This is a genomic window from Zobellella sp. DQSA1 (assembly GCF_041950555.1).
Lineage (GTDB): Bacteria > Pseudomonadota > Gammaproteobacteria > Enterobacterales > Aeromonadaceae > Oceanimonas.
In genome coordinates this window covers 4,092,501-4,117,482 of sequence record NZ_CP169531.1, presented here as the reverse complement: position 1 = coordinate 4,117,482, position 24,982 = coordinate 4,092,501, and the positions used below count along the sequence as shown (strand labels likewise).

Below are 24,982 nucleotides of genomic sequence, written 5' to 3'. Positions count from 1 at the left end.
TAATCTTAATGAACCGCATCGCCTGCCACTTTGCGCCACCGAAAGGGACGCCTACAATGGTTGTCTTTTCATCTCCAAGGAAAGCTATGAGTCATTTTACCCTGCTGGTCGGCTCAACCCTCGGCAATGCCGAGGATCTGGCCGATGTGCTGGCCGACACCCTGAGGCAACAGGGTCATCAGGCGGTTATCCACACTTCTCCCCAACTTGATCACATCTTGATCAGACCCGATCACTATCTGCTCTTGGTCTGCTCCACCCATGGTGCCGGCGATCTGCCCGACAATATCCAGCCCCTTTACCGGCAGTTGCTCGAACAGCAGCCCAACCTGGCTGGCCTCGCCTTTCTGGCCGTCGGTCTCGGTGACTCCAGTTATGATACCTTCTGTCACGCCATTCGTTTACTGGATCAACGGCTGACCGACTGTGGCGCCAAGCGGATCGCCGATCGACTGGAAATCGATGTCAGCCGCCCGGATCTGCCGGAGGAGATCGCCGGCCTCTGGCTGGATCGGTCGCTATCCCAGCGCTAGATCCTCGCGCCGCCCCCTTCTTCACGGATCATTCCGCCCCAGGATCCCTGGAGCGGAATATTTCTTTCCACCAAGTTATCAACAGATCTCATTGCAAGATCCATTCAATGGTCACCCGGATAAAAAACAGGGCATGTTGATAACTACCGTTGAAACCGGTGTTAAACCTATAGTTATCCTATTTATCAAATAATTCATCGCCAGCATCTGTTGATAACTATAGGGGTTACCCACCGGTCCCCGGCCGGCTCACGGGCAGTTTTCCACATCAAATGATCTTAACTAACCGCATGATCTTAAAGATCAAAAAACGCTTATTCACAGATCTGGACGAGACTAATAATAGATCCAACAGAAGATCGATCTAGAGATCTAAGATCTATTAAGGATCATTCCGATCCCCTTGATCCGGTTTCCATCCACCCGCTAAAACAGCTAAAATATTCGCCCTCCGGGATCCTTACACCTGCACGTTTCAAGAGTATCTGTTATGCAATATGAAGAATGGTTTGACGTCATCGTAGTGGGAGGCGGCCATGCCGGCACCGAAGCCGCCGCAGCCGCTGCTCGTATGGGGGCAAACACCCTGTTATTGACCCATAGCATCGATACCTTGGGGCAAATGTCCTGTAACCCGGCCATCGGCGGTATCGGCAAGGGTCATCTGGTCAAGGAGATCGATGCCCTGGGCGGGATCATGGCCCAGGCTGCCGACCGAGCCGGGATCCAGTTTCGCACTCTCAATGCTTCCAAAGGGCCGGCGGTCAGGGCAACTCGTGCCCAGGCCGATCGCCAGCTATACCGGCAGGCGGTCAGAACCCGTCTGGAGAGCCAGCCCAACCTGAAGATCTTCCAGCAGGCCTGCGACGATCTGCTGCTGGAAGGCGATACTGTGGTGGGAGTCGTGACCCAGACCGGACTCAGGTTTCGTGCCAAAACCGTGGTACTGACCGTGGGTACTTTCCTGAATGGCCTGATCCATATCGGCCTGGACAACTACAAGGGAGGCCGGGCCGGTGATCCTCCGTCGATCGCCCTGGCAAGCCGACTGCGTGAGCTGCCCCTGCGGATCGATCGGCTCAAGACCGGTACCCCGCCGCGGATCGATGCCCGCAGTGTCGACTTTTCGGTGATGCAACCTCAGCCCGGCGACGATCCTGCCCCGGTGTTCTCTTTCATCGGCAGCCGTGCGGATCATCCCCGCCAAGTGCCCTGTTACATCACCCACACCAACGAGCGAACCCATGAGGTGATCCGTAACAACCTGGATCGCAGCCCCATGTACGCCGGCGTGATCGAGGGGATCGGCCCCCGTTATTGTCCCTCGATCGAAGACAAGATCATGCGCTTCGCCGACAAGATCTCACATCAGATCTTCGTGGAGCCGGAGGGACTGACCAGCACCGAGCTCTATCCAAACGGCATCTCCACCAGCTTGCCCTTCGATGTGCAGCTGGCGATCGTGCGTTCGATCAAGGGCTTCGAGCAGGCACATATCATCCGTCCCGGTTATGCGATCGAATACGACTACTTCGATCCCCGGGATCTTAAGACCAACATGGAAAACAAGTGCCTGCACAACCTGTTCTTCGCCGGCCAGATCAACGGCACCACCGGTTACGAAGAAGCCGGTGCCCAGGGCTTGTTGGCCGGTCTCAATGCCGCCCTGCGCGCTTTCGGCAGGGAAGCCTGGTCTCCGCGCCGGGATCAAGCCTATCTGGGCGTGATGATGGACGATCTGTCCACCCTGGGTACCCGGGAGCCCTACCGCATGTTCACCAGCCGGGCCGAGTACCGGCTGCTGTTGAGGGAAGACAACGCCGATCTGCGCCTGACCGAAGAAGGCCGCCGGCTCGGCCTGGTGGACGATCAGCGCTGGGCCCTGTTCAGTGACAAGCTGGAGCGGATCGAGCGGGAAACCCAGCGCCTGCGGGAAACCTGGATCACCCCCAGGCATACGGCCGCACCGGCCCTGAACGAAAAACTGAAAACCCCGCTCAGCCGGGAACACAATCTGGAAGAGCTGCTGCGCCGGCCAGAGTTGGACTACACCGGCCTGATGGCGGTGGAAGGCATCGGCCCCGGCATCGAGCACGAGCAGGCCGCCGAACAGGTGGAAATCCAGATCAAGTACGCCGGTTATATCGAGCGGCAGAAAGACGAGATCGAAAAGCAGTTGCGCAACGAACACACCCGGCTGCCGCTGGATCTGGATTACAAGGAGGTTCCCGGCCTGTCCAACGAAGTGATCGCCAAGCTCAACCAGGCCAAGCCAGAAACCCTGGGGATGGCATCGCGTATTTCCGGAGTCACCCCCGCGGCCATCTCGATCCTGCTGGTTCATCTTAAAAAGCGCGGCCTGCTGCGCAAGTCGGCGTGAGGGTCATGATGCGGGAAAAACTCCAACAACTGCTGGCCCAGACCAGCCTGCAGATAAGCCCCGAGCAACAGGAGCAACTGCTCGAACTGGTGGCACTGCTACACAAGTGGAACAAGGCCTATAACCTCACCTCGGTGCGGGATCCGCAAGCCATGCTGGCACGGCATATCATGGACAGCCTGGTAGTGAGCCCTTACCTCGTGGGCGAACGCTTCATCGATGTGGGAACGGGACCGGGCCTGCCCGGACTGCCGCTCGCCATTGTCAATCCCGATAAACAGTTCGTGCTGCTCGACAGCCTGGGCAAGCGTATCCGCTTTATCCGCATGGCGGTGCATCACCTCGGCCTGACCAATGTGGAGGCGGTGCAGAGCCGGGTGGAAGCATTCAACCCGGAGCAAAAGTTCGATGGGGTACTCAGCAGGGCCTTTGCTTCCCTCGACGACATGCTAAGCTGGTGCGCTCATCTGCCGGGGCCGGACGGGCGTTTTCTGGCGCTGAAAGGACAATATCCCGAGCAGGAGTTACAATCACTGCCTGCTCATCTCGCGTTGGACCGGGTTTATCCGCTGACCGTACCCGAGCAGGAAGGGGACCGCCATTTGGTGGTCATTCAACAAGCCAGCCAGTAGAGGTTTCCGGTGGGAAAAGTGATCGCCATTGCCAACCAGAAAGGTGGGGTGGGCAAAACCACGACCTGTGTCAATCTGGCGGCGTCCATGGCCGCCACCAAGCGCAAGGTACTGGTGATTGACCTGGATCCCCAGGGCAATGCCACCATGGCCAGCGGTATCGACAAATATCAGGTTGCCAATACGGCATATGAGCTGCTGGTAGACGAGGTGCCCGTCGAACAGGCGGTAGAACGGGAAACCAGCGGCGGCTATCACCTGATTGCCGGCAACGGTGATGTCACCGCCGCCGAAATCAAGCTGATGGAGTTCTTTGCCCGGGAAGTACGGCTGCGCACTGCCCTGGCGCCGGTACGCGACTACTATGATTATATTTTCATCGATTGTCCGCCCTCGCTGAACCTGTTGACCGTCAATGCCATGTCGGCAGCGGATTCGGTGCTGGTACCCATGCAGTGCGAGTACTTTGCGCTGGAAGGATTGACGGCCCTGGTGGATACCATCAGCAAGCTGGCGGCGGTGGTCAACCCCGAGCTCAAGATCGAAGGTATTTTGCGGACCATGTTCGACCACCGTAATCGGTTGTCCAATGAGGTGTCCGATCAGCTTAAATCTCATTTCGGCGACAAGGTGTATCGCACCGTGATCCCGCGCAATGTACGCCTGGCCGAGGCCCCCAGCTTCGGTACTCCGGCCATGTATTACGACAAGTCTTCGGTGGGAGCCAAAGCCTACCTGGCCCTGGCCGGCGAAATCCTGCGCCGGGCCGAACTGGAGCCGAACTCCCCGGAACATTCGGAACAAACAGCATGACCATGAAACGACGTGGCCTGGGCAAGGGCCTGGATGCCCTGCTCAGCACCAGTTCTGCGGCCAACCTGCGCCAGCACCAGGCCGAGATCCATTCCCGGCCCGGCGCCAACGGTGAGTTGCTGAGCCTGGCCCTGAACGAACTGCAACCCGGAAAGTACCAGCCTCGGCGGGACATGTCCCAGGTGGCGCTGGAAGAGCTGGCGGTATCCATCCGTCAGCAAGGGATTATTCAGCCGATTGTGGTGCGCCCGCTGGAGTCCGGAGGTTATGAAATTCTGGCCGGGGAGCGCCGCTGGCGAGCCGCCCGCCTGGCTGGTCTGAGCCAGGTGCCCTGCCTGCTCAAGGCGGTGGAAGATCGTGAGGCCATGGCCATCGGCCTGATCGAGAATATCCAGCGGGAAGACCTCAATGTGATCGAAGAGGCTCGCGCCCTGAGCCGGTTGATCGAAGAGTTCGGCTTTACCCACCAGACGGTGGCGGAAGCCGTGGGCAAGAGCCGCAGCACCGTCAGCAACCTGCTGCGACTCAACCAGCTCAACGACGAGGTCAAGCAACTGGTGGAGCATGGTTCGCTGGAAATGGGCCATGCCCGCGCCCTGCTGGCCCTGAGTGGTGAGCTGCAGACGGAACTGGCCCGGCTGGTGGCGCAGAAAGGGCTGACGGTGCGAGAAACCGAGAAACTGGTCAAACAGACGATTACTCCGAAGAAAGAGAAAATTGAGCAGCCCAGATCCTTGCTGATGAACCAGCTTGAACAGGGAATTGGTGAAAAATTAGGAACAAAAGTAGAAATCAAGTCGACCCATAAAGAAAGGGGAAAACTGGTGATTTCATACAACTCATTGAGTGAACTGGATAAAATTGGCCAATTTTTCGGTTTTGATGATATTTCGGATCTCTGAGATGTAGTAAACATTCAATCAGTTTAACCCGTTGTAAATGGTCGGAAAAATCGCGCAAAGCCGCTAAAAATAAGGATTTCCTGTAATTGCATTTGCGCCGTTCACGGGTATAATTTGACCTGCTTTTTTGGGGCTTATATGACAACACCTCGGTGTGGCCAACAAGCCCCTAACTGTGTCAGGAGTTGTTGTGAAACAGAAGAAGTGGCTCCTAAGCGATAGACAAACGGCGCTGGTGATTCTGTTTTGCCAATTGCTCCTGGTGGTGGCCGTCGCCACCCTGTTTTTTTATCGGCAGGGTGAGATGGCCGCCCGTTCCGCCCTCATAGGGGGCGGAATCTACTGGGTCCCCCAATGTCTGTTCAGTGTGCGGGTGTTGATGCATAGCACCGACAACGCCACGCCGCGCAGTGTTGTGGCGGACTTTTACAGCGGGGCAGGGATTAAGCTGGGCAGTACTATCTTGTTGTTCGTGATAGTGCTCAAGTACATGGAGGTGCTTCATGCTCCCCTGTACACGGCTTACGCCCTAGCATTGCTGATGCAGTGGATTCTTTCATTCACTCTCAACAACCGTTACTAGGAAAACACATGGCTGCAACAGGAGATGTCTTAACTTCCCAGGGTTATATCTCTCACCACCTGCAACACCTGCAGATCGGTTCGGGATTTTGGGCGTTAAATATCGATTCTTTGCTTGTTTCCGTTGTCCTGGGAATGCTGTTCTTGTGGGGCTTCAGCAGGGTTGCATCTCGTGCAACCAGTGGAGTTCCGGGCAAGCTGCAGTGTGCCGTTGAGTTGCTGGTTGAATTCGTGGATAAATCCGTCAAGGACGTATTCCATGGCAAGAGTGCGTTGATTGCGCCCCTGGCGCTGACCATTTTTGTCTGGGTCTTCCTGATGAACTTGATGGACCTTATCCCGGTCGACTATCTTCCCTATGGCGCTCAATTGCTGGGCGTTCCCTACCTGAGGGTTGTTCCTTCCGCCGATGTTAACATCACCATGTCCATGGCGTTCGGTGTCTTCTTCCTGATCATTTTCTACAGCATCAGGATGAAGGGCGTGTCCGGCTTTGTTAAAGAGCTGACCATGCAACCGCTGAACCACTGGTCCATGATCCCCGTTAACTTGGTGCTTGAGACCGTGTCCATGATCGCCAAGCCCATTTCGCTGGGTCTGCGTCTGTTCGGCAACATGTATGCCGGTGAGATGATCTTCATCCTCATCGCCGGTCTGCTGCCGTGGTGGTCTCAATGGGTCCTTAATGTGCCTTGGGCGATTTTCCACATCCTGGTTATCACCCTGCAGGCTTTCATCTTCATGATTCTGACCGTCGTCTACCTGTCGATGGCCTATGAAGAGCATTAATAAAAAGATAACAAAATATTAACAAGCTGTCGTTCTAACCGCTAACAATTGGAGAAAAAAAATGGAAATGATTTTCATCGCTGCCGCTCTTATGCTGGGTCTGGCTTCTATCGGTGGTGCTATCGGTATTTCTATGCTGGGTGGCAAGTTCCTGGAAAGTGCCGCGCGCCAGCCGGACATGCTGCCTGCCCTGCGCGGCAACTTCTTTATCGTGGTTGGTCTGGTTGACGCCATCCCCATGATCACCGTTGGTATGGCTCTGTACCTGATCTTCGCCGTAGCCTAATGGCCCGGTCTATCAATCAGTCTGCTAACCATTTTAAAGGAGCGTTGCGATGAATATGAACGCAACAATCCTCGGTCAAACGATCGCGTTTATCCTGTTCGTTTGGTTCTGCATGAAGTTCGTGTGGCCGCCCATCATGGCAGCCATCGAAAGTCGCCAGAAAGAAATCGCTGAAGGCCTGTCCTCAGCCGAGCGGGCCAAGAAAGATCTGGCCCTGGCGCAAAACAATGCAACCGAACAGTTGAAGGAAGCCAAGCTGCAGTCCGCTCAAATCGTTGAGCTGGCGAACAAGCGCAAGGCCCAGATCATCGAGGATGCAACGCGTGAGGCCCAGGCCGAGCGTGAAAAGATTCTGGCACAAGCCCAGGCGGAAATTGACGCCGAACGTAACCGTGTCAAAGAGGAACTGCGTAAGCAGGTTGCTGCTCTTGCCCTGGTGGGTGCAGAGAAGATCCTCGAGCGTCATATTGATGCCGCTGCCAACAGCGACATTGTTGAGAAAGTAGTAGCTGAACTGTAAGGGACATAGAGCTATGGAAATGAAAACCATTGCTCGCCCCTATGCCAAAGCAGCTTTCGATTTTGCCGTTGAGAAAAACGCGGTTGAGAACTGGTTGACCATGCTGACTTTTGCTGCCGAAGTGGCGCAAAATCAGAACATGGCCCACGTGCTCAGCAGCGATCTGAACGCGGAAAAGATGGCCGGGGTGTTTTTGGCTGTCTGTGGCGAACAGCTCGATGAGCAAGGCCAGAACCTGATTAAGGTGATGGCCGCAAACGGACGCTTGAGTGTGTTGCCGGCAGTGGTGCAGGAATTCGCCTTGATGAAGGCGGAACTGGACCAGGAAGTGGAAGCCGACGTGGTTTCCGCTGCCAAACTGACCAAGCAACAAATGGCCAAGATTCAGGCTTCCCTGGAAAAGCGCCTCGGGCGCAAGGTGAAGCTGAATTGCAGCGTCGATAAGAGCCTGATGGCCGGCATCATCATCAAAGCCGGCGACATGGTTATCGACGGAAGTGTTCGGGGCCGACTGTCCCGCTTGGCTGAAACGCTGCAATCTTGATTGGGGAATAGAGCATGCAACTGAATTCAACTGAAATTGCCGAGCTGATAAAACAGCGTATCGAGCAATTCAATGTTGTCAGTGAAGCACGAAACGAAGGTACCATCGTCTCCGTGGGCGATGGCATCATTCGTGTTCACGGCCTTGCTGACATCATGCAAGGTGAAATGATTGAACTGCCGGGTGGTCGTTACGCCCTGGCATTGAACCTTGAGCGCGACTCCGTGGGTGCCGTGGTCATGGGTCCTTACGCGGACCTGACCGAAGGCATGAAGGTTCAGTCCACCGGTCGTATCCTGGAAGTGCCGGTAGGCCGCAACCTGCTGGGCCGGGTGGTCAACACCCTGGGTGAGCCGATCGACGGTAAAGGCGCCATCGAAGCCGATACCTTCTCTCCGGTAGAAGTGATCGCCCCGGGCGTTATCGACCGTCAGTCGGTCGATCAGCCGGTGCAAACCGGTTATAAAGCCGTTGACGCCATGATCCCCATCGGTCGTGGCCAGCGTGAGTTGATCATCGGTGACCGTCAGGTAGGTAAAACCGCCCTGGCCGTCGATGCCATCATCAACCAGAAAGACTCCGGCATTAAGTGTGTGTACGTGGCCATCGGCCAGAAGGCGTCTACCATCTCCAACGTGGTACGCAAGCTGGAAGAGCACGGCGCCCTGGCCAACACCATAGTGGTGGTGGCATCTGCTTCCGAGTCTGCCGCCCTGCAATACCTGGCGCCTTACTCCGGTTGTGCCATGGGTGAATTCTTCCGTGACCGCGGTGAAGATGCCCTGATCGTGTACGATGACCTGTCCAAGCAGGCCGTTGCCTACCGTCAGATCTCCCTGCTGCTGCGCCGCCCGCCGGGCCGTGAAGCTTACCCCGGTGATGTGTTCTACCTGCACTCCCGTCTGCTGGAGCGTGCGTCCCGCGTGTCCGCCGACTATGTAGAGAAGTTCACCAAGGGTGAAGTGAAAGGCCAGACCGGTTCACTGACCGCACTGCCGATCATCGAAACCCAGGCCGGCGACGTGTCTGCGTTCGTACCGACCAACGTGATCTCCATCACCGACGGTCAGATCTTCCTGACCACCGAGCTGTTCAACTCCGGTATTCGTCCGGCGGTTGATCCGGGTATCTCCGTATCCCGGGTAGGTGGTGCGGCCCAGACCAAGATCGTGAAGAAACTGTCCGGTGGTATCCGTACCGCCCTGGCTCAGTACCGCGAACTGGCGGCCTTTGCCCAGTTCTCTTCCGATCTGGACGAAGCGACCCGCAAACAGCTGAGCCACGGTCAGAAAGTGACCGAACTGATGAAACAGAAGCAATACCGTCCCATGTCCGTGGCCGAGCAAGCCCTGGTGCTGTTCGCCGCCGAAAACGGCTACCTGGATGATGTTGACCTCAAACTCATCACTACGTTCGAAGCCGCCCTGCTCGCTTATGCCAATTCAGAACATGCCGCCGTGATGGCGGAGGTCAACGAGAAAGCCGACTACAACAAAGACGTTGTAGCCCAGCTGACTGCGTTGCTGGATAGCTTCAAGGCTACCCAGTCCTGGTAACCATGTGGCAGCAGCCGCTGCCACCTGAATTGGAGAAGCGACATGGCCGGCGCAAAAGAAATACGTAGCAAGATCGGGAGTGTGAAAAACACTCAGAAGATCACCAGCGCTATGGAAATGGTGGCCGCCTCGAAAATGCGCAGAGCGCAGGATCGGATGGCTCACAGCCGCCCATACGCTGAAACCATACGCAAGGTGATCGGCCACATCGCGCAGGGGAACTTGGAATACAAGCACCCCTATCTGGAAGACCGCGAGGTCAAACGCGTTGGGTTTATTATCATCTCTACCGATCGGGGTCTCTGTGGTGGTTTGAACATTAACCTGTTCAAGGCCGCCATGAACGAAATGAAGGCATGGTCCGACAAGGGCGTGGGTATTGACCTGGGCCTTATCGGCAGCAAGGCGGTGAGCTTTTTCAACCGCTATGGCGGCAAGGTGATCGCGCAGGCGACGGGATTGGGCGATAACCCTTCCCTCGGCGAGCTGATCGGCTCCGTCAATGTCATGCTGGAGGCGTACGATAACGGTGAGATTGACAGGCTGTATCTGGTGTACAACAAGTTTGAAAACACCATGGTACAGAAACCCCAGGTCGATCAACTGTTGCCTTTGCCTGCATCGGAAGAAAGCGTGGCCAGCCACAGCTGGGATTACATCTATGAACCTGATCCCAAATCGCTGCTGGACAAGCTGCTGGTGCGTTTTGTGGAGTCACAGGTGTACCAGGGCGTGGTAGAAAACCTGGCCAGTGAACAGGCGGCGCGGATGGTCGCGATGAAAGCCGCCACCGACAACGCCGGCAACCTGATCAACGATCTGCAACTGGTATACAACAAGGCCCGTCAGGCTGCGATTACCCAGGAGCTGAGTGAGATTGTTGCCGGGGCCGGTGCCGTATAAGGCAAGGGTATTCAAAGGTTTAGAGGATTTGACATGAGTAAGGGTATCATAGTCCAAATCATCGGCGCGGTAGTGGATGTGGAATTCCCGCAAGATGCGGTGCCCCACGTATACGATGCGCTGAAGATCACGACTGAAGGACAGGGCCAGGGTCTGGTTCTGGAAGTTCAGCAGCAAATCGGCGGTGGCGTAGTGCGCTGTATCGCCATGGGTTCCTCCGACGGCCTGCGCCGTGGTCTGGAAATCGAAAACACCCATAACCCGATCAAGGTGCCGGTAGGCGTGCAAACCCTGGGTCGGATCATGGATGTACTGGGTAACCCCATCGACGAAAAAGGTCCTGTGGGTGAAGAAGAGCGCTGGTCCATCCACCGCGAAGCTCCCAGCTACGAAGAGCAGTCCAACAGCACCGAACTGCTGGAAACCGGCATCAAGGTTATCGACCTGGTATGCCCGTTCGCCAAGGGCGGCAAGGTGGGTCTGTTCGGTGGTGCCGGTGTAGGCAAGACCGTCAACATGATGGAACTGATCCGTAACATCGCCATCGAGCACAGCGGTTATTCCGTGTTTGCCGGTGTGGGTGAGCGGACTCGTGAAGGTAACGACTTCTACCACGAGATGACCGAGTCCAACGTACTGGACAAGGTCTCCCTGGTTTACGGTCAGATGAACGAGCCGCCCGGTAACCGTCTGCGTGTGGCCCTGACCGGCCTGACCATGGCCGAGAAGTTCCGTGACGAAGGCCGTGACGTACTGTTCTTCGTGGACAACATCTACCGTTACACCCTGGCCGGTACTGAGGTATCCGCACTGCTGGGCCGTATGCCCTCTGCAGTAGGTTACCAGCCGACCCTGGCGGAAGAAATGGGTGTGCTGCAAGAGCGGATCACCTCCACCAAGACCGGCTCCATCACCTCCGTACAGGCCGTTTACGTGCCTGCGGATGACTTGACCGATCCGTCTCCGGCCACCACCTTCGCTCACTTGGACGCGACCGTGGTACTGAGCCGTCAGATCGCTGCCCTGGGTATCTACCCGGCCGTTGACCCGCTGGATTCCACCAGCCGTCAGCTGGATCCGCAGGTGGTCGGTGAAGAGCACTACTCCGTTGCCCGTGGCGTACAGACCGTACTGCAGCGCTATAAAGAGCTGAAAGACATCATCGCCATCCTCGGGATGGACGAACTGTCCGAAGACGACAAGCTGACTGTAGCCCGTGCCCGTAAAATCGAGCGTTTCCTGTCCCAGCCGTTCTTCGTGGCCGAAGTATTCACCGGTTCTCCCGGTAAGTATGTGTCACTGAAGGATACCATCAGTGGTTTCAAAGGCATTCTGGACGGTGACTACGATTCGTTGCCCGAGCAGGCGTTCTACATGGTTGGCTCCATCGACGAAGTGGTCGAAAAAGCCAAGAAACTGTAAGCCTCGAAGGAGGACCTGATGGCTGATTATAGCTTTCACCTGGATATTGTCAGTGCCGAGGAGCGTTTGTACTCCGGCTCTGTCAGCGCGGTGACTGTCTCCGGCTCTGAGGGTGAATTGGGGATCCGTTACGGACATGCCCCCTTGTTGACGTCCATTCGTCCCGGCCTGGTGCAGTACGTGACCAAGGCCGGCAAACAAGAAGTCCTGTACGTTTCCGGCGGCATGCTGGAAGTACTGGGCAGCAGTGTGATGGTTCTGGCCGACACTGCTATTCGCGCCGAAGATCTGGATAAAGCCAAGGCCGAAGAAGCCAAACGAGCGGCGGAAGCCAAACTGCAGAATTCCTCTCACGATGTGGACTATGCAGAAGCGGCCGCCGATCTGGCCCGGGCTATGGCGAAACTGCGTGTGCTGCAGTTGCTTAAGCAGAATGTGCGGTAAAACTACCGTGTTGAAAAAGCGACCTCAGGGTCGCTTTTTTTTTATAAAAAAATCAGAATAGTCTGCAGCAAAACTCAGCAAACAGAGATGGGATTATCAGACTTATGCGTACTCAGGCGGTTATTCTGGCGGCGGGCAAGGGCACCCGCATGCGTTCCTCCCTGCCCAAGGTATTGCATCCGGTGGCGGGCAAACCCATGGTCAGCCACGTGCTGGCGGTAGCCAGGGCCTGCGACGTGGACGGCATTCACCTGGTGTATGGTCACGGCGCCAACCAGCTCAAGGCCAGGCTCGACGAGCCCGGCATCAATTGGGTGCATCAGGCCGAGCAACTGGGCACCGGCCATGCGGTGGCGGTGGCGCTGCCGCACCTTGCCGATGGCGACAAGGTGCTGGTGCTCTATGGTGATACCCCCCTGCTGCAGGCCGAGACCCTGAGCCGGTTGCTGGCCGCCTATCCGAAAGACGGTATCGCCCTGCTGACGGTGAAGCTGGATAATCCTGCCGGCTATGGCCGCATCGTGCGGGAAAACGGTAAGGTGACTGGTATCGTAGAACAGAAAGACGCCTCTGCCGAGCAACTGGCCATCGATGAAGTCAATACCGGGGTACTGGTGGCCGAAGCCGGCCAGCTCAAGCGCTGGCTGGGCCGACTCGATAGTGACAATGCCCAGGGTGAATACTACCTGACCGACATCTTCGCCATGGCCCATGCCGAGGGCTGTGATATTGCCACCGTACATCCGTCTGGTTGTGCCGAGGTGGAGGGGGCCAACGACCGGTTGCAACTGGCCGGGCTGGAGCGGGCCTATCAGCAGATGCAGGCGGAGCGGCTGATGCGGGAGGGAGTGACCCTGCTGGATCCGGCCCGTTTCGATCTGCGTGGCACCCTGAGTGTGGGTGAGGAAGTGGTGATTGACGTGAACGTGATTATCGAAGGCGAGGTCCGCCTCGGTAACCGGGTGACCATCGGTGCCGGCGTTATCCTCAAGGACTGTACCATCGGCGATGACGCCGAAGTGAAGCCTTACTCCATCGTCGAGGGCGCCGAGCTGGGGACGGCCAGCAGCGCCGGTCCCTTCGCCCGGTTGCGCCCCGGTACCGTACTGGCCGAGGATGCCCATGTGGGCAATTTCGTGGAAATGAAGAAGGCCCGGCTGGGCAAGGGCTCCAAGGCTGGCCACCTGAGTTACCTGGGCGATGCGGAGATCGGCGCCAAGGTGAACATCGGCGCCGGCACTATTACCTGCAACTATGACGGGGTGAACAAGTTCCAGACCATCATCGAAGACGGCGTCTTTGTCGGCTCCGATACCCAGTTGGTGGCGCCGGTACGCATCGGCAAAAACGCGACTCTGGGGGCCGGCTCCACCGTTACCAAGGATGTGGCCGAGGCGGAGCTGGTGATAACGCGGGTGCCCCAGCGGCATGTCCCCAACTGGCCCCGACCGGTTAAAAAGAAGCCGTAAGCGTTAAGCGGTCAGCTTGAAGGAAGACCGGCGCGGCTGCGATTCCACAGCCGCGTTTTTTGATCCCGCTATCACTTCGACACGTTAACCATACGCCGCTACCAGCCAGCAACTCGGGCAGCTGATTGCTTCCAGCTTTCTTTTAGTTGATCCACTATCTTTTGATCTGCTAGCATTATGTTTCGATTCGAAATTTAAAGTAACCATGTCGAAACGTAATACCCAACAGCGCCGCCATATCATCATGACCCTGCTCAACGAGCAGGGAGAAGTCACGGTGGATGAACTGGCTCGCCACTTCGAGACCTCGGAAGTGACCATCCGCAAGGATCTGGCGGCACTGGAGAAGAGCGGCCAGTTGCTGCGTCGTTACGGTGGTGCCGTCACGGTACCCAAGGAAATGGTCGCCGAGCCCGCGGGCGAGCCGGTGTCCAAGCGCAAGCAAGCCATCGCCCGGGCGGCGGCGGCGCGGATCCGCGAGCATAACCGCATTATCATCGACAGTGGCAGCACCACGGCCGCGTTGCTGGGGGCGCTGGGGCATAAGCATGGACTGATAGTGATGACTAACTCACTCAATATCGCCAATGCCCTGCGTGAATTGGAGCCTGAGCCGACCCTGCTGATGACCGGGGGGACCTGGGATCCCAATTCCGAGTCGTTCCAGGGGCAGGTGGCGGAACAGGTATTGCGTTCCTACGATTTCGACCAGCTGTTTATCGGTGCCGATGGTATCGACATCGGCCGGGGCACCACCACTTTTAACGAACTGACCGGCCTGTCGCGGGTCATGGCGGAGGTGGCCCGGGAAGTGGTGGTGATGGTGGAGTCGGACAAGGTCGGCCGCAAGATTCCCAACCTGGAGCTGCCCTGGGCGGCGATCCACACCCTTATTACCGACGACGGCCTGTCGGCCGACGATCAACAACAACTTGAACGGAAGGGCATTAACCTGGTTATTGCTCCCGAATGCTGAGGATTTGACTATGTGCGGAATTGTAGGGGCGGTAGCCCAGCGGGACGTGGCGGAAATACTGGTGGAAGGCTTGCGCCGCCTGGAATACCGGGGCTATGACTCGGCCGGTGTGGCCATTATCGATGGTGCCGGCGAACTGGGCCGGCTGCGCCGGCTGGGCAAGGTGCAGGCCCTGGTCGACGCCCTGAACGAACAACCGCTGGCCGGTGGTACCGGTATTGCCCATACCCGCTGGGCCACCCACGGCGAGCCGTCCGAGCGCAATGCCCATCCCCATGTGTCAGGCCATATTACCGTGGTGCACAACGGCATCATCGAAAACCACGAGGAGCTGCGGGTCGAACTGCAGGCCAAGGGGTACGAATTCGTGTCCGACACCGATACCGAAGTGATTGCTCACCTGGTGCATTATCACCGCCAACACTGCGATTCGCTGTTGGCCGCCCTGCAAACCGCGGTCAAGGCGCTGCGCGGCGCCTACGGTACCGTGCTGATGGATACCCGGGATCCGTCCCGGCTGGTGGTGGCCCGCTCCGGCTCGCCGCTGGTGATCGGGCTGGGGCTGGGAGAGAACTTTATCGCCTCCGACCAACTGGCGCTGCTGCCGGTTACCCGCCGTTTCATGTTCCTGGAAGAAGGGGATGTGGCCGAAGTGACCCGTCGCGATATCCGCATCTTCGATGTGAAGGGCAACCCGGTGGTGCGCGACGAGCTGGAATCCGAGGTCTCCCACGATGCGGGCGACAAGGGCGAATACCGTCACTATATGCTCAAGGAAATCCATGAGCAGCCGAAGGCCATTACCGACACCCTGGAAGGGCGTATCACCGAGTCGGCGGTAGTGGTGGAGTCATTCGGTAACGGTGCCCGGACCATCTTCGAACAAGTCGAGCATATTCAGATCATCGCCTGCGGTACTTCCTATCATTCCGGCATGGTGGCCAAGTACTGGTTCGAGGCCCTGGCCGGCGTGTCCTGTGATATCGAAATCGCTTCCGAGTTCCGCTATCGCAAGTCGGTAGTGCGTCCGAACAGCTTGCTGATTACCCTGTCCCAGAGCGGTGAAACCGCGGATACCCTGGCCGCACTGCGCCTGGCCAAGGAATCCGGCTTTATGAGCAGCCTGGCCATTTGCAACGTGCCCGGCTCTTCCCTGGTGCGGGAATCCGATCTGGCCTTTATGACCCGGGCCGGTGCCGAGATCGGGGTAGCCTCCACCAAGGCTTTCACCACCCAACTGGCCGGCCTGCTGATGCTGGTGGCGGCGGTGGGGCGCTGCCGCGGCAACATGAGCGTCGAGACCGAAGCCGAGCTGGTCAAGGCATTGCGTTCCGTTCCCGGCCACATCAGTGAGAGCCTGGCCCTTGCCAAGGATATCGAGGTTCTGGCGGAAGAGTTTGCCGACAAGCATCACAGCCTGTTCCTGGGCCGGGGGGATCAATATCCCATCGCCATGGAAGGAGCGCTCAAGCTCAAGGAAATTTCCTATATCCATGCCGAGGCCTATGCCGCCGGTGAGCTCAAGCATGGCCCGCTGGCGCTGATCGACGCCGACATGCCGATCATCGTGGTGGCGCCCAACAACGATCTGTTGGAAAAGCTCAAGTCCAACGTGGAAGAGGTGCGTGCCCGGGGTGGAATTCTCTATGTGTTCGCCGACAAGCAGGCCGGCTTCAAGGGCGATGCCACTATGCGGGTGATGTCGCTCAACCATGTGGACGAAGTGGTGGCACCCATCGTTTATACGGTACCGCTGCAGCTGCTGTCCTACTATGTGGCCCTGATCAAGGGCACCGACGTGGACCAGCCCCGCAACCTGGCCAAGAGCGTGACCGTCGAATAACGGACGGAAAATCAGACAACCGACATGCCGGGGTTTGCCCCGGCATGTCGCTTTCGGCATGGATCCTTACTTCAGATCGAAACGATCGGCGTTCATCACCTTGGTCCAGGCTTTGACGAAGTCCTCAACGAACTTCTCCTTGGCGTCGTCCTGGGCATAGACCTCGGCATAGGAACGCAGCACCGAGTTGGAGCCGAACACCAGATCGACCCGGGTTGCCGTCCACCTGGCCGCCCCGCTCTTGCGATCACGGACTTCATAATGGTTGTTGCCGGCCGGCTTCCAGCTGTAGTTCATGTCGGTGAGGTTGACGAAGAAGTCGTTGGTCAATACACCGACCCTGTCTGTGAAAACACCGTCTTTGCTGCCGCCATGGTTGGTACCCAGCACGCGCATCCCCCCGACCAGCACGGTCATTTCAGCCGCCGTCAGGCCCATCAACTGGGTGCGGTCCAGCATCAGCTCTTCGGCGGAGACCACATAGTCTTGTTTCAGCCAGTTGCGGTAGCCGTCATGCAGGGGCTCGAGCACGGCGAACGATTCCTGGTCGGTCATCTCCTCGCTGGCGTCGCCACGGCCCGGGGCAAAGGGCACGGTAATAGCAACACCGGCGTCACGGGCCGCCTTTTCCACTGCCGCGCAACCGCCCAGCACGATGAGGTCGGCCATGCTCACCTTCTTGCTCAGCCCTGCCTGTACTTTTTCCAGTGCGTTCAGCACCTTGTGTAATCTGGAGGGCTCGTTTCCTTCCCAGTCTTTGAGCGGTGCCAGCCGGATGCGAGCCCCGTTGGCGCCTCCCCTATAGTCGGAACCACGGAAGGTGCGGGCACTGTCCCAGGCGGTGGCAACCAGCTCGGAGATGCCGAGGCCGGTGGCCAGGATCTTCGCCTTGAGATCGGCAATGTCGGCGTCGCTCAGGGTGTAGTCCACGGTGGGGATGGGATCCTGCCAGATGAGGTCCTCTTTCGGCACATCGGGACCGAGGTAACGGCTCTTTGGGCCCAGGTCCCGGTGAGTGAGTTTGAACCAGGCGCGCGCGAAGACGTCGGCTAAGTATTCCGGATCCCGGTAGAAGCGCTCGGAAATTTTGCGGTAATCCGGGTCCATCTTCATCGCCATGTCGGCGTCGGTCATGATGGGATTATGGCGGATGGACGGATCTTCCACGTCGACCGGCTTGTCTTCTTCCCTGATATCGGCGGGCTCCCACTGCCAGGCTCCGGCCGGGCTCTTTTTCAGTTCCCACTCGTGCTCGAGCAGCATCTTGAAGTAACCGTTGTCCCACTGGGTCGGGTGAGTGGTCCAGGCGCCCTCTAGGCCGCTGGTCACGGTATCGCGGCCAATGCCTCGGGTCTTGTGGTTGTTCCAGCCCAGGCCCTGTTCTTCCAGACCGGCCGCTTCGGGCTCAGGCCCCAGGTTCTCGGCATTGCCGTTGCCGTGGGTCTTGCCGACGGTATGACCGCCGGCGGTCAGCGCCACGGTCTCTTCGTCGTTCATGGCCATGCGGGCGAAGGTTTCGCGTACGTCCTTTGCCGTGCGCAAGGGATCCGGATTGCCGTCAACCCCCTCAGGATTAACGTAGATAAGTCCCATCATCACCGCGGCCAACGGGTTTTCCAGGTCGCGTTCACCGGAGTAGCGGCTGTTGGGACCGCCGCTGGGCTCTAGCCATTCTTTCTCTGAGCCCCAATAAATGTCTTTCTCCGGGTGCCAGATATCGGCACGGCCGCCGCCGAAGCCGAAGGTTTTCAGGCCCATGGACTCGTAGGCCATATTGCCGGCCAGGATCAGCAGATCGGCCCATGACAGCCGATTTCCGTATTTTTTCTTGATGGGCCACAGCAGGCGGCGGGCCTTGTCGAGGTTGACGTTGTCCGGCCAGCTGTTCAGCGGCGCGAAGCGCTGGTTGCCGGTACCGGCACCACCCCGGCCATCGGCAATACGGTAAGAACCGGCAGCGTGCCAGGCCATGCGGATCATCAGGCCGCCGTAGTGGCCCCAGTCTGCCGGCCACCAGTCCTGACTATCGGTCATCAGGGCACGCAGGTCCTGCTTGACCGCTTCCAGATCCAGCTTCTTGAATTCCTCCGCATAATCGAAGTTTTCTCCCAGCGGGTTGGTCTTGGTGTCATGCTGGTGAAGAATGTCCAGGTTCAGTGCCTTGGGCCACCAATCAATATTGGATGCCCCGGTTGCGGTATGGCCACCGTGCATGACGGGGCATTTTCCGGAAGAACTAGTGCTGTTCTGACTCATGCTCAACTTCCCTTTCACTGGGTGGTTTCTTACTTATAGCCCAAGATAAAGGGCCTGTAAGTCGAACTTGTTTCTGAGAGGATAGACTATCCAGAAAATTCGTTATTTTCTAAATTAGTTGATCTTTACTTTGGCTCTGGTTGGCAACCTATGGATTGGAGGTCGGGGGATAGGCTAGCTCCGTAGGGCCGGATATCTAAAATCCTGGAGTAACAGCGGCTCTATTTCACTGACCGGCATGGGCTTGGCCAGTAAGTAGCCCTGGCCTTCATCACAGCTCTGCCGACTCAGTTGCTGGAGTTGGTATTCGTCTTCTATGCCTTCGGCGATCACGGCAATCTTCATGTTGTGGGCCAGGGTGATGATGGAGCCGACGATAGCCGTGTCTTCCTCCTGTCGGGCCAGGTCCTGGATAAAAGACTTGTCGATTTTCAGCCGGTGGATGGGAAAACGCTTGAGGTAGGCGAGGGATGAATAGCCGGTGCCAAAATCATCGATCGCCAGTTTGACGCCCAGCCGGTTCAGTGAAGTCATGGTCGCTACTGCCATTTCCATTTCTTCCATCAGCATGCTTTCGGTAATTTCCAGCTCTATCGTAGCGGGGTCCAGTTTCAGCTCTCTGAGCAATACGGCGATATCCTGTACCAGCCCTGGCTGCCGGAACTGACGGGCCGACAGGTTGATGGCCATGCGCATCGAACCCAGGCCGGCAGTATGCCACCGCTGCAATTGACGGCAGGCGGTAGTCAGTATCCACTGACCCAAGGGTAATATCATGCCGGTCTGTTCCGCCAGGGGAATGAAATCAATGGGATAAATTAACCCGGTTCCGGGCTTGTTCCAGCGGACCAGGGCTTCCACTCCAACCATCTTGCCGTCACTCAGTCGAAACTGGGGCTGGTAGTGCAGTACCATCTGATTCTTTTCCAGTGCCTGGTGCAGCTCCCCGCTGATCTTCATCATGTTCACGGCGCGAATATTCATGCCGCTTTCGAACAATTGCACCTGGTTACGTCCTTTTTCCTTGGCCTGATACAGTGCGGTGTCGGCGTGCTGCATCAGGGCTTCCATGCTGGTGCCATGCTGGGGGTAAAATGCCACTCCTATGCTGATGCTGGTGTAGAGACTTTGCCCCCGGATCAGCACCGGTTTGGCGAAGGCATCGACGATGCGCTGGGCGGCGGCCCTGGCCTGCTGTAATGAAAGGGTATTGGTCACCAGCAGGATAAATTCGTCACCGCCAAAGCGGCAGAGAATATCCTCTTTTCGGCTATGGCGGCGGAGTCGCTTGGCGGCAATCTGCAGAAATTCATCGCCGACCTGGTGCCCCAGGCTGTCGTTGATTTGTTTGAAGCGGTCGAGGTCGATAAACAGCATGGCCATGCTGGCGCAATGACGTTCGGCCCGGGAATGGGCCTGCCGGAACAGCTCGGTGAACAGTGTACGGTTGGCCAGTCCGGTCAGGGGATCATAATGTGCCATTCTCTGCAGCTGGTTCTGGGTTTCCTTGAGCATGGATATATCGGAGAACACCGCCACATAATGCCGTTTACCCGGCTCGGCGGTATTCAATGCGGTGACCGACAGCCAGATCGGATAAGGGATGCCTTCCTTGCGCAGGGCGGAAGCCTCCCCCCGCCAGTAGCCTGCCGAATTGAGGGTTTGCCACATGGTCATCAGCAGTCGATCACTGCTTTGCAATTGGAGTACAACCCCGGGTTTTTTGTGGAGCATTTCCTCCGGCTGGTAACCGCTGATATTGGTGAAGGCGTGATTGGCGTAAACCAGCCGCAGGCGATGATCGAAGACAAGCACGGCCTCCATGATGTTCTTCAGTACCAGATCATTGAGCTCCAGGGATGCCCTGGCCTGTTTCAGCGGGGTGATATCCTGACCCTGGGCCAGTACCGCAACTACCGAATCTTGCTCGTATACCGGCGCCAGGGTCCAGATTTGATGTTGGCGATCTTTGCTGCCGTGGGTCAGGCTGGCTTCAACGCCACTGATGATATGGCCTCTGGTGACTTGGGAGATAGCCTGATGGAGCGGTGCCAGCTGTTGCGGGCTGAAGTGATCCGACAGTGGGGTGCCGATCACGGCGTCGGAGTGTCCTTCGAATAACAGTACGGCGGCCGGATTGATGGCCTGGATGCGGTTATGCCCGTCCAGGATAATGGTCAGGGAGTTGGCCGAGTTGAACAGGTTGGCCAGCTCACGTTCTCTTCTGTGCAGAATTTCGACCATTTCCTCCAGGCTTTGGCCAAGAAAGTTGAATTCCGCGATCTGTCCCGGTTGAAAATGTGCCGGCAGACCCTGGCCGATATGTTCGGCAAAGTCGGTCAGCCGGGCCAGGGGAGCGGCGATCAGTCGCATGGTGTAAAAGGCGGGTAGCAGGGCTGCCGCCAACACCAGCACCAGGGCGAGCAGACCGTGATGCCAATAAGCCTGGCGCAGCTGTCGGGTGGCTTGATTGTCCGTTACCAGCAGGGCCTGCAGGGTGGTTTCCTCACCCAGTTGCAAGGGCTGGGCACTAAAATGGTGGTCTCGCACCTGGCCCTGGGAGGCGGCGTCAGCCAGTATGGAGTTCAGTATATCCCGGGCCAGGGTATTACCGCTGGCAGGAGGGCCAAGCAGGTTGCCCTGATGTAGCAGCCGGATATTCATCTGCTCCAGCCCCTGACCGAGCAGGTTGAGCAGTGTCAGGTTATCGTCTAGTACCACGCCGCCCAGCAGGCTTCCTTCAATCCGCCCCGAATCGTTGGCGATGATGGGGTAACGGTGCAGCAGGACGGTCGGAGATGGCTCCAGTTGAACCAGAACCCATTGCTGATCCTGGTTGGCGGCTTCAACCAGTACGGCTTCGTGCGGTGCCAGATCATAGTAGGGGGAGTTGAGGTTCAGCCAGGCATTACCCTGGCGTAGCAGCATCAGAATATCCAGATGCTCCCCATCGGGCTTTTCCAGGATGGAGTGCAAGACGGCCTCTGCTTCGCCCTGCTCTCCGTTTGCCATCAGGGAGGCCAGGCCTGCGTGTTCGGCCGTCGCCGACAGTAGGGTATAGAGCCTGTTGAGGTAGGTATCCAGATTGATTTGCAGCCGGCTTTTTGCCTGCTGGAATTGGCCTTGTATGTTTTCATCCATGATGCGGGAGGAGCTGTAGTAGGTCAGGCCGAGCAATGCCAGGGCCAAGACCATAAAAGCGGGAAGCAGGGCCAGCAGGATCCGTCGCAACAAGCGAGTGGCTTTGGGCGGGTTAACGGGAGTAGCGGAATGCATAGGCTTTCAGCCGCTCGAGTTCGGTCCGTGGCGTGTCTTTGGTGACAATCACGAATTCACCTGAATAGACACCGGGGATCAGCTCCGCTTTTCCTTCCCAATCGAGGCGAATCGCTTCGGCAATGGCCACTCCGCTGTCATCATTCATCCGCATCACGGTCAGATCCAGATCTCCCTGCTGCAAGGCCGCCAGTTCCTCCTGTCCTCCACCCCAGCCGTTAACCATGATCCCGGCGGTATTGTCGGTCTGTTTCAGGGCCTGGATTGTCGCCAGGGCGATATCGGTGGTGCTGGCATAGATAAGGTTTATGTTCGGTATGTCGGACAGGGCCTGCAGTACCGCCGACTCGATTTTTTGTGGGTCCAGGTCCGTATAAACCCGCTGGCGCAGGTGAAAACGAGGATCGTCGGATACCTGCCGGATGAATTCGTCTCCCCTGGCCATACTCACATGGCCTCGCGTTCCGTACAGCATCAGGTAATGTATCGGAGGGGAGGCTAGTTGCGATAGCGTGGCTGCCAACTGATGGGTTCCCTGGGCGTGGTCGAACCCTACATAGAGCAGGGGTTGCTGCTGTTGCCAGTGTTTCAGTGGCGTGGTGATATTTTGCAGTATCAGCTTGGGACGACCGCGGGCCAGTAATTTCTCTATCAATACCTGGTGGCGTCGGGAATCCAGGGTGAGGATCAGGTAATCGGGATCTTGTGCCAGTATGTCGGCCAGTTGCTGCTCCTGTTCCCTCACCGGGCTGTGAGGGGAGTTGAAATGATAGTCGAGCCGGTAGGGTAGGGCTATTTCGTCCAGGCGGGCCGAGATACTCTGCTTGTTACGGCGCCAATAGTCGGAAACCTGGTCGCCGGGGGTAATCATGGCGATCTGTACCTGCCGGTCGATGCCGCCTTGCCAGCGAATGGCGGGATCCCTGATCCGCTGGACGAAAGGCGCCATGCGTGACTGCTGTTCCGGAAAGCGGGCCAGATAGTCCTGCAATGACCAATACTCCTGCTGTCCGGCATGTCCCGGCCAGGAAAAAAGTAATACGATTGTTACCCAGCGGGCAAACCAACTCGATACCGGCATCTATCCGTGTGCTCACCTTTTATTTTTAATGAGTGTAGCTCACCCGAGTCTTTGTGCCGGGTGTCGGGCTTGAGTCCTGTTTGGCACGGTACCTGAGCGGAGAGCGGCCGTTTCTTTCCTGTCGAAGGGGGCAGCACAATATGTTAGGTACCCGAAGAGGCAGTAGTGGAAAAAACGGCCGTTTTATGATAATTCTGGCGAACATTTCTTCAGTATGATGATATTGAGACGTTTGTCGCCGGGCGCCGATTCTTCGGTGTCGGCATCCCTTCCTGGCTATATCGGTAGTAAATAAAGATGACAGTGTTTGAGCATGTGCTGGTAATTGTGCTGTTGGTCGCGATCAGCTCGTTTTTTTCCATTTCTGAAATTGCCCTGGCGGCAGCCCGTAAGATGAAACTTCGGCTGATGGCCTCTGATGGCGATGCCAATGCCGAGAAAGTGCTGTTGCTGCAGGAGCAGCCCGGTAACTTTTTTACCGTAGTACAGATCGGTCTCAATGCTGTGGCCATCCTGGGAGGGATTCTGGGGGAAGCAGCCTTTACGCCTTTTGCGAAAGCTGTACTCGGCTTCTTCTTCGATGGCGCCTGGGTAGATAAAACAGCCTTTATTCTGTCGTTCTTTATCGTAACTTCACTGTTTATCCTGTTTGCCGATCTGATGCCCAAGCGACTGGCGATGATAGCGCCGGAGCGCGTCGCCGTGACGGTAGTCAGGCCCATGGGGTTCTTCATTGTGGTGCTCAAGCCGCTGGTCTGGTTTTTCAACGGCCTGGCCAACCTGTTTTTCCGTCTGTTTCGGGTACCAACCATGCGTAATGACGAAATTACGCCGGAAGACATCATCGCCATGATGGATGCCGGGGCTCAGGCGGGGGTGCTGCAGGAGCAGGAGCACCACTTGATCGAAAACGTGTTCGAGATGGAATCGCGTACCGTGACCTCTGCCATGACAACTCGCGAGAGTCTGATTTTCTTTACCCTTGCCGAAAGCCAGGACAGCATCAAGGCTAAAATTGCCGAGCATCCCCACGCCAAGTTTCTGGTCTGCGAAGAGAGCCTTGATCGGGTGGTGGGCTATGTGGATTCCCGCGATATCCTGATGCAGGTGTTGCACCAGCAGCCTATATCCTTGCAGAAAGAGGGCATCATCCGTACCCCCTTGATCATCCCCGACACCCTCTCCATGTATGAAGTACTGGAGCATTTCAAAACCACGGGCGAGGATTTTGCGACCATCATGAACGAGTATGCGCTGGTGGTGGGCATTATCACCCTGAAGGACGTGATGAGTATCGTGATGGGAGAGCTGGTTCAGACCCAGGAGGAGCAGATTGTTTCCCGGGATGAAAACTCCTGGCTGGTGGAGGGGCTGACTCCGCTGGAGGATGTAATGCGGGTACTGAATATTGACGGTTTTCCCAGTGATGAAAACTACGAAACCATTGCCGGCTTTATGATGTATATGTTGCGCAAGATCCCCAAACGAACCGATTTTGTACTGCACTCAGGGTACAAGTTTGAAGTCGTCGATATCGACAGTTACAAGATCGATCAGTTGCTGGTGACTCGGATTGGCTCATCCGAGCCTGCTTTGGAAGAGAAAAAGCTGTAAAAAACGACGTTATGCTCGAGTTTTGTTCAGGTGAGTGTAAAAGTGATGTTTTTCACAAAAAAGCCCTTGCGCAAAAAGCGCGGCTGCCTATAATGCGCATCCACTGACACGGCGCAACACGCCGGGTCACAAGCGAAAAAGAAACTTCGGTTTTAACGCTT

The 24,982-nt window shown here is 57.2% G+C and carries 21 protein-coding genes; 18 read left to right on the top strand and 3 right to left on the bottom strand.

Annotated features, from left to right (window positions below; all coding sequences use genetic code 11):
- Window positions 1–86 precede the first annotated feature (86 nt).
- The 17 genes from mioC to glmS all read left to right on the top strand — a co-directional run bounded on the left by mioC (window position 87) and on the right by glmS (window position 16,594).
- Window positions 87–533: an FMN-binding protein MioC gene (mioC, locus tag ACEVBK_RS19545; RefSeq protein ID WP_375056535.1), complete on the top strand. Its 447-nt coding sequence runs from the start codon at window positions 87–89 to the stop codon at window positions 531–533.
- A 490-nt stretch (window positions 534–1,023) separates the two neighbouring features.
- The gene (gene mnmG, locus ACEVBK_RS19540; protein ID WP_375056534.1) at window positions 1,024–2,913 is read left to right on the top strand and encodes a tRNA uridine-5-carboxymethylaminomethyl(34) synthesis enzyme MnmG; all 1,890 of its coding nucleotides are present in this window, start codon (window positions 1,024–1,026) and stop codon (window positions 2,911–2,913) included.
- 8 nt (window positions 2,914–2,921) lie between these two features.
- On the top strand, window positions 2,922–3,545 hold the full coding sequence (rsmG, locus tag ACEVBK_RS19535; RefSeq protein WP_375058611.1) for a 16S rRNA (guanine(527)-N(7))-methyltransferase RsmG: 624 nt from the start codon (window positions 2,922–2,924) through the stop codon (window positions 3,543–3,545).
- Between the two features lie 9 nt (window positions 3,546–3,554).
- Window positions 3,555–4,358 (top strand): ParA family protein, encoded by an 804-nt coding sequence (locus ACEVBK_RS19530; protein ID WP_202088512.1) that lies wholly within the window; start codon window positions 3,555–3,557, stop codon window positions 4,356–4,358.
- A complete protein-coding gene (locus ACEVBK_RS19525) occupies window positions 4,355–5,260 on the top strand; it encodes a ParB/RepB/Spo0J family partition protein (RefSeq protein WP_375056533.1) in 906 nt (301 codons plus the stop codon). The genes ACEVBK_RS19530 and ACEVBK_RS19525 overlap by 4 nt, the downstream gene beginning before the upstream one ends.
- Before the next feature lie 190 nt (window positions 5,261–5,450).
- Entirely contained in the window at window positions 5,451–5,843 is a 393-nt protein-coding gene (locus ACEVBK_RS19520; protein WP_375056532.1) for an ATP synthase subunit I, read from the top strand.
- Between the two features lie 8 nt (window positions 5,844–5,851).
- Entirely contained in the window at window positions 5,852–6,631 is a 780-nt protein-coding gene (atpB, locus tag ACEVBK_RS19515) for a F0F1 ATP synthase subunit A (protein ID WP_375056531.1), read from the top strand.
- A gap of 61 nt (window positions 6,632–6,692) precedes the next feature.
- A complete protein-coding gene (gene atpE, locus ACEVBK_RS19510; RefSeq protein ID WP_071471457.1) occupies window positions 6,693–6,917 on the top strand; it encodes a F0F1 ATP synthase subunit C in 225 nt (74 codons plus the stop codon).
- 49 nt (window positions 6,918–6,966) lie between these two features.
- Window positions 6,967–7,437: a F0F1 ATP synthase subunit B gene (gene atpF, locus ACEVBK_RS19505; protein ID WP_375056530.1), complete on the top strand. Its 471-nt coding sequence runs from the start codon at window positions 6,967–6,969 to the stop codon at window positions 7,435–7,437.
- Window positions 7,438–7,450: 13 nt separating this feature from the next.
- Window positions 7,451–7,981: a F0F1 ATP synthase subunit delta gene (gene atpH, locus ACEVBK_RS19500; protein ID WP_375056529.1), complete on the top strand. Its 531-nt coding sequence runs from the start codon at window positions 7,451–7,453 to the stop codon at window positions 7,979–7,981.
- 14 nt (window positions 7,982–7,995) lie between these two features.
- Entirely contained in the window at window positions 7,996–9,537 is a 1,542-nt protein-coding gene (gene atpA / locus ACEVBK_RS19495; RefSeq protein ID WP_202088504.1) for a F0F1 ATP synthase subunit alpha, read from the top strand.
- A 42-nt stretch (window positions 9,538–9,579) separates the two neighbouring features.
- Window positions 9,580–10,440, top strand: coding sequence for a F0F1 ATP synthase subunit gamma (gene atpG / locus ACEVBK_RS19490; RefSeq protein ID WP_375056528.1), 861 nt, complete (start codon window positions 9,580–9,582; stop codon window positions 10,438–10,440).
- Between the two features lie 33 nt (window positions 10,441–10,473).
- Window positions 10,474–11,862, top strand: coding sequence for a F0F1 ATP synthase subunit beta (gene atpD, locus ACEVBK_RS19485; protein WP_375056527.1), 1,389 nt, complete (start codon window positions 10,474–10,476; stop codon window positions 11,860–11,862).
- An 18-nt stretch (window positions 11,863–11,880) separates the two neighbouring features.
- Window positions 11,881–12,306, top strand: a complete 426-nt coding sequence (locus ACEVBK_RS19480; protein WP_202088498.1) for a F0F1 ATP synthase subunit epsilon — start codon at window positions 11,881–11,883, stop codon at window positions 12,304–12,306.
- A 104-nt stretch (window positions 12,307–12,410) separates the two neighbouring features.
- On the top strand, window positions 12,411–13,775 hold the full coding sequence (glmU, locus tag ACEVBK_RS19475) for a bifunctional UDP-N-acetylglucosamine diphosphorylase/glucosamine-1-phosphate N-acetyltransferase GlmU (protein WP_375056526.1): 1,365 nt from the start codon (window positions 12,411–12,413) through the stop codon (window positions 13,773–13,775).
- Window positions 13,776–13,980: 205 nt separating this feature from the next.
- Entirely contained in the window at window positions 13,981–14,751 is a 771-nt protein-coding gene (locus ACEVBK_RS19470; protein ID WP_375056525.1) for a DeoR family transcriptional regulator, read from the top strand.
- A 10-nt stretch (window positions 14,752–14,761) separates the two neighbouring features.
- Window positions 14,762–16,594: a glutamine--fructose-6-phosphate transaminase (isomerizing) gene (glmS, locus tag ACEVBK_RS19465; RefSeq protein WP_375056524.1), complete on the top strand. Its 1,833-nt coding sequence runs from the start codon at window positions 14,762–14,764 to the stop codon at window positions 16,592–16,594.
- Window positions 16,595–16,660: 66 nt separating this feature from the next.
- On the opposite strand, the gene katG is transcribed toward glmS, so the two are convergent.
- The 3 genes from katG to ACEVBK_RS19450 form a co-directional block, all read right to left on the bottom strand.
- Window positions 16,661–18,850, bottom strand: a complete 2,190-nt coding sequence (katG, locus tag ACEVBK_RS19460) for a catalase/peroxidase HPI (protein ID WP_375056523.1) — start codon at window positions 18,848–18,850, stop codon at window positions 16,661–16,663.
- 174 nt (window positions 18,851–19,024) lie between these two features.
- Entirely contained in the window at window positions 19,025–22,084 is a 3,060-nt protein-coding gene (locus ACEVBK_RS19455; protein WP_375056522.1) for an EAL domain-containing protein, read from the bottom strand.
- A gap of 19 nt (window positions 22,085–22,103) precedes the next feature.
- Window positions 22,104–23,117 carry a substrate-binding domain-containing protein gene (locus tag ACEVBK_RS19450; RefSeq protein WP_375056521.1) on the bottom strand — a complete coding sequence of 338 codons (1,014 nt, stop codon included), beginning with the start codon at window positions 23,115–23,117 and terminating at the stop codon, window positions 22,104–22,106.
- Between the two features lie 387 nt (window positions 23,118–23,504).
- On the opposite strand from ACEVBK_RS19450, the gene ACEVBK_RS19445 reads away from it, so the two are divergent.
- A complete protein-coding gene (locus tag ACEVBK_RS19445; RefSeq protein WP_375056520.1) occupies window positions 23,505–24,821 on the top strand; it encodes a hemolysin family protein in 1,317 nt (438 codons plus the stop codon).
- Window positions 24,822–24,982 lie beyond the last annotated feature (161 nt).

Excerpts from the sequence above, each read along its gene's own strand:
- ACEVBK_RS19445 (WP_375056520.1), top strand. The coding sequence starts at position 23,505 with ATGACAGTGTTTGAGCATGTGCTGGTAATTGTGCTGTTGGTCGCGATC.
- katG (WP_375056523.1), bottom strand. The coding sequence starts at position 18,850 with ATGAGTCAGAACAGCACTAGTTCTTCCGGAAAATGCCCCGTCATGCAC.
- ACEVBK_RS19480 (WP_202088498.1), top strand. The coding sequence starts at position 11,881 with ATGGCTGATTATAGCTTTCACCTGGATATTGTCAGTGCCGAGGAGCGT.
- atpE (WP_071471457.1), top strand. The coding sequence starts at position 6,693 with ATGGAAATGATTTTCATCGCTGCCGCTCTTATGCTGGGTCTGGCTTCT.
- atpF (WP_375056530.1), top strand. The coding sequence starts at position 6,967 with ATGAATATGAACGCAACAATCCTCGGTCAAACGATCGCGTTTATCCTG.
- ACEVBK_RS19470 (WP_375056525.1), top strand. The coding sequence starts at position 13,981 with ATGTCGAAACGTAATACCCAACAGCGCCGCCATATCATCATGACCCTG.
- glmU (WP_375056526.1), top strand. The coding sequence starts at position 12,411 with ATGCGTACTCAGGCGGTTATTCTGGCGGCGGGCAAGGGCACCCGCATG.
- atpB (WP_375056531.1), top strand. The coding sequence starts at position 5,852 with ATGGCTGCAACAGGAGATGTCTTAACTTCCCAGGGTTATATCTCTCAC.
- ACEVBK_RS19525 (WP_375056533.1), top strand. The coding sequence starts at position 4,355 with ATGACCATGAAACGACGTGGCCTGGGCAAGGGCCTGGATGCCCTGCTC.
- atpD (WP_375056527.1), top strand. The coding sequence starts at position 10,474 with ATGAGTAAGGGTATCATAGTCCAAATCATCGGCGCGGTAGTGGATGTG.
- atpH (WP_375056529.1), top strand. The coding sequence starts at position 7,451 with ATGGAAATGAAAACCATTGCTCGCCCCTATGCCAAAGCAGCTTTCGAT.
- glmS (WP_375056524.1), top strand. The coding sequence starts at position 14,762 with ATGTGCGGAATTGTAGGGGCGGTAGCCCAGCGGGACGTGGCGGAAATA.
- atpG (WP_375056528.1), top strand. The coding sequence starts at position 9,580 with ATGGCCGGCGCAAAAGAAATACGTAGCAAGATCGGGAGTGTGAAAAAC.
- rsmG (WP_375058611.1), top strand. The coding sequence starts at position 2,922 with ATGCGGGAAAAACTCCAACAACTGCTGGCCCAGACCAGCCTGCAGATA.
- mnmG (WP_375056534.1), top strand. The coding sequence starts at position 1,024 with ATGCAATATGAAGAATGGTTTGACGTCATCGTAGTGGGAGGCGGCCAT.
- atpA (WP_202088504.1), top strand. The coding sequence starts at position 7,996 with ATGCAACTGAATTCAACTGAAATTGCCGAGCTGATAAAACAGCGTATC.
- mioC (WP_375056535.1), top strand. The coding sequence starts at position 87 with ATGAGTCATTTTACCCTGCTGGTCGGCTCAACCCTCGGCAATGCCGAG.